This is a genomic window from Acinetobacter sp. YH12072, assembly GCF_013419565.1.
Lineage (GTDB): Bacteria > Pseudomonadota > Gammaproteobacteria > Pseudomonadales > Moraxellaceae > Acinetobacter.
The window spans coordinates 1-3,771 of record NZ_VOZV01000078.1 but is presented as its reverse complement, the minus strand read 5'-3'; the positions used below and the strand labels follow the sequence as shown (position 1 = coordinate 3,771).

Genomic DNA, 3,771 nt, shown 5'->3' with positions numbered 1-3,771 from the left:
TTCAAATGGCGATTCAGCGTTTAATTGGTTTTGGGAAAAAAGAAGAGTTTAAGGAAATTTTGGCAATTTTAAGAAAGCAGAATCCTGATAGGATAAGGGTTCTGTGAAATTTGTCGTGTACAGAGTATTTTTTTAGTACATTTACGGCGTTAGAATGACTTTACGACGGTCTTCTTCCTTTTTATCAAAAATACGGTAACCTTCCGCAGCATCTTCCAGTTTCATGCGATGGGTAATAATCACATCTGGAGACAGATCTCCATTTTCAATATGTTCGAGCAACTGCGGCAAGTATTTATGCACATGGGTTTGCCCCATTTTAAAAGTCAAACCTTTATCAAAGGCATCACCAAACAGGAAGCCATGAATTGGACCGGCATAAACCCCCGGTACACTCACCACACCGCCGCGGCGGACTGCTGCAATACATTGTCTGAGCGCTGAACCACTCGAACCTTCTAATTTCAGGTTGGTCATTACGGTTTCCAGAACACTCCCTTTGGCCTCGAAACCAACGGCATCAATAACTGCATCAACACCACGATAACCTGCTGTATTTTGAATAATAAATTCAGCTGCATCGACTTCATCAAAGTTGACCGGAATGACCCCATAGGTTTGATGAGCAAATCGCAAGCGATAAGGGTGATGGTCTACCATGAAGATCTGTTCGGCACCGAGCATCCGTGCACAAGCTGCAGATAACAGACCGACTGGACCAGCACCATAAATTGCCACTGTAGAACCACGGGTGACTTGAGCATTGGTTACTGCCTGCCAGGCTGTTGGCAGAATATCGGTCAGGAATAATACTTTTTCATCAGGCAAAGAGCCGGGAACCTTAAACGGTCCGACATTACCTTTGGGAATTCGCACATATTCAGCCTGACCACCCGGAACACCACCATACAGGTGGCTAAAGCCAAACAAGGCCGCTCCTGGTGGAATCTGTTTTTTATTCAGGATCGCACCACGACCCGTATTGGTATTTTCACAGGCAGCCATGAGTTCATGTTCACAGAAAAAACAGTGACCGCATGCAATGACAAAGGGAATGATCACCCGGTCACCTTTTTTGACTTCTGTCACTGCAGGGCCGACTTCTTCTACAACTCCCATAAATTCATGGCCGAAAATATCACCGTCTTCAGTGGCCGGGATTTTACCCCGGTATAGATGTAGATCTGAGCCACAGATAGCGGTGGCTGTCACCCTTAAAATAACGTCATCTGGTTCCTGAATCACTGGATCTGGAACAGATTCAACTCGTACATCCCGAGCACCATGATAGGTAAGAGCACGCATGCGGATTTCCTCTCTAGTTCAACATAAATAGTCTCAAATAAGGCTGCTGATTATTAAAAAGCCTTTTTATTAGAGCCTTATAACCTGACCTAGAGCTGTAAATTAATGTATGAAATAAGGAAGCCGAGTGTTTAAAAAATAAACTTATATAGTACTTGCGTAATTCACTACAAAATATGTCAAAAATCGAGTAAATGATTAACCAAGCTGAGAAGTGTAGGAAAATAGGTAAGAGAAAAGATTTACTAATAGCAGAGAAAATATAAACCCATAAAAAAAGGATCAGTAACTATAGTTAATGATCCTTGAAGCTTTAAATGAATATTAAAATTAACTTTCCTGGAAAGACTGTTCCAGTTCTTCTAATTCCATCATCAGTTCTTGCATCTGTTCTTCAGCAGTTTCCAGTTGTGCTTTCAGTTCAGTCTGCTCATTCATGAGCTTAAGCAATTCATCCTTACGCGCTGCATCATACAGACCAGTATCTGCCAGCTTTTCTTCAATTGCAGCGAGTTTTGGCTGCAACTTTCCGATCTGGCTTTCACATTTTTCAATATTTTTGCGAATCGGCCGAGTCTGCTCACGTTGGCGAGCAGCCTCCTTGCGTTGGGTTTCTTTATCCATTTTACTCGGTACAGATTTCGCTTCAGCTTGCTGTGTTTTCACCACTTCAGCAGTTTTAGGCGCATTTTTTAATAATTCTGCACGTGCCTGACGTAACCACTCGGCATAAGCCACCAGATCACCATCAAATTCAGTACATTTGCCGTTATGAACTAACAGCAGCTCATCACAGACACTGGCGATCAGCTGACGTTCATGCGAAACCAGCACGACAGCACCCTCGAAATCTTGTAGTGCCATCGTTAAAGCATGACGCATATCCAGATCCAGATGGTTGGTTGGTTCATCCAGAATCAGCACGTTTGGACGCTGCCATACGATTAATGCAAGTGCTAAACGGGCACGTTCACCACCCGAGAAACTTTCACTTGGTGTATCCATGCGTTCGCCGCTAAAGCCGAAGCTGCCGAGGAAAGAACGCAAGCTGGCCTCACTAATTTTAGGATCAGCGATACGTGCCAGCTGCAACATCGGGCTGGCGCTACCATCCAGTGCATCCATCTGGTGCTGGGCAAAGTAGCCAATATTTAACAATTCTGAGTCTTTACGAAGACCTTTAATTAAAGCTAAATCACCGACGAGAGATTTAATCAGAGTCGATTTACCAGCACCATTCATCCCCAGCAGACCAATACGGCTATTTGGAGTAATTTGCAGGGTAACATTACGCACAATCAGCTTATCGCCATAACCGATATCGGCATTTTCCAGTTGTAGTAATGGTGAACTCATTTTGGTTGGTTCACGGAAGCTGAAAGTAAACGGCGTATCTACATGCGCAACAGAGAGTTCCTGCATACGCTCCAGCTGCTTGATTCGGCTCTGGGCCTGTTTTGCCTTGGTGGCTTTGGCCTTAAAACGGTCAATAAATTTTTGTAGATGGGCACGCACTTCAAGCTGCTTTTCATAGGCTTGTTGCTGCTGTGCCAGACGTTCGCTACGGGTACGCTCAAAAGTCGAGTAATTACCGGTATAAAGTATCAGTTCCTGATTTTCGATATGTAAAATATGATCGGTAATGGCATCCAGGAAATCCCGGTCATGTGAAATCAGCACCAAGGTGCCTTCATAGGATTTGAGCCAATCTTCTAGCCAAAGAATCGCATCTAAATCTAAATGGTTGGTCGGTTCATCCAGTAATAACAGATCAGAACGGCTCATCAAAGTACGCGCCAGATTGAGACGCATACGCCATCCCCCCGAAAAACTGGCAACATCCAGCTCGGATTGATAATCCATAAAGCCCAAACCTGCCATCAGCTGTGAAGCCTTAGAGGGTGCCACATAACCGGAAATTTCGTCAAAGCGGCCATATAGGCGTGCCAGTTCAGCATCATCCAGCTGTTCAGGATGATTCAGCTTTTGTTGGATATCCCAGTATTCCTCATCGCCAGACAGGACAAAATCAATCGCCTTCATATTCAAGGCTTTGATTTCCTGGGCCATATGCGCCACAGTCCAGACTGCAGGACGGGTCAGGGAACCACTGTCAGACTCAATCCCACCCAATAGTGCTGAAAATAGGGTCGACTTGCCGGCTCCATTGACACCGGTCAGGCCAATTTTCCATCCAGGATGCAATTGCATGGAGGCTTTCTGGAAAAGGATGCGTCCACCGCGGCGTATGGTTAACTGATCTAACTGAATCATGGAACTGTACTGACATTCGACAAGAAGAATGGCGCTATTCTAAAGGAAAGCCCATCAAAATAAAAGGCACTGTTGCAAATAGTCGGTGGTGATAAACTTATCATCCCCTTTTGCTGATGGAGCTGCACATGAACCCATTCAAAGGCCGGCATTTTCAGCGTGACATCATTCTGTGGGCCGTACGCTGGTACT

Annotated in this window: 3 protein-coding genes; all 3 read right to left on the bottom strand. The window is 44.8% G+C overall.

Features of this window, described 5'->3' with window-relative positions; all coding sequences use genetic code 11:
• Positions 1-141: 141 nt before the first annotated feature.
• Positions 142-1,305, bottom strand: a complete 1,164-nt coding sequence (locus tag FTU19_RS15995; RefSeq protein ID WP_180006203.1) for a zinc-dependent alcohol dehydrogenase — start codon at positions 1,303-1,305, stop codon at positions 142-144.
• A gap of 330 nt (positions 1,306-1,635) precedes the next feature.
• Positions 1,636-3,579, bottom strand: a complete 1,944-nt coding sequence (locus FTU19_RS15990; RefSeq protein ID WP_180006202.1) for an ATP-binding cassette domain-containing protein — start codon at positions 3,577-3,579, stop codon at positions 1,636-1,638.
• Positions 3,576-3,771, bottom strand: a 196-nt coding sequence (locus FTU19_RS16480) for a hypothetical protein (protein WP_373684773.1), incomplete at its 5' end; no start/stop codon positions are given. The genes FTU19_RS15990 and FTU19_RS16480, both read right to left, overlap by 4 nt.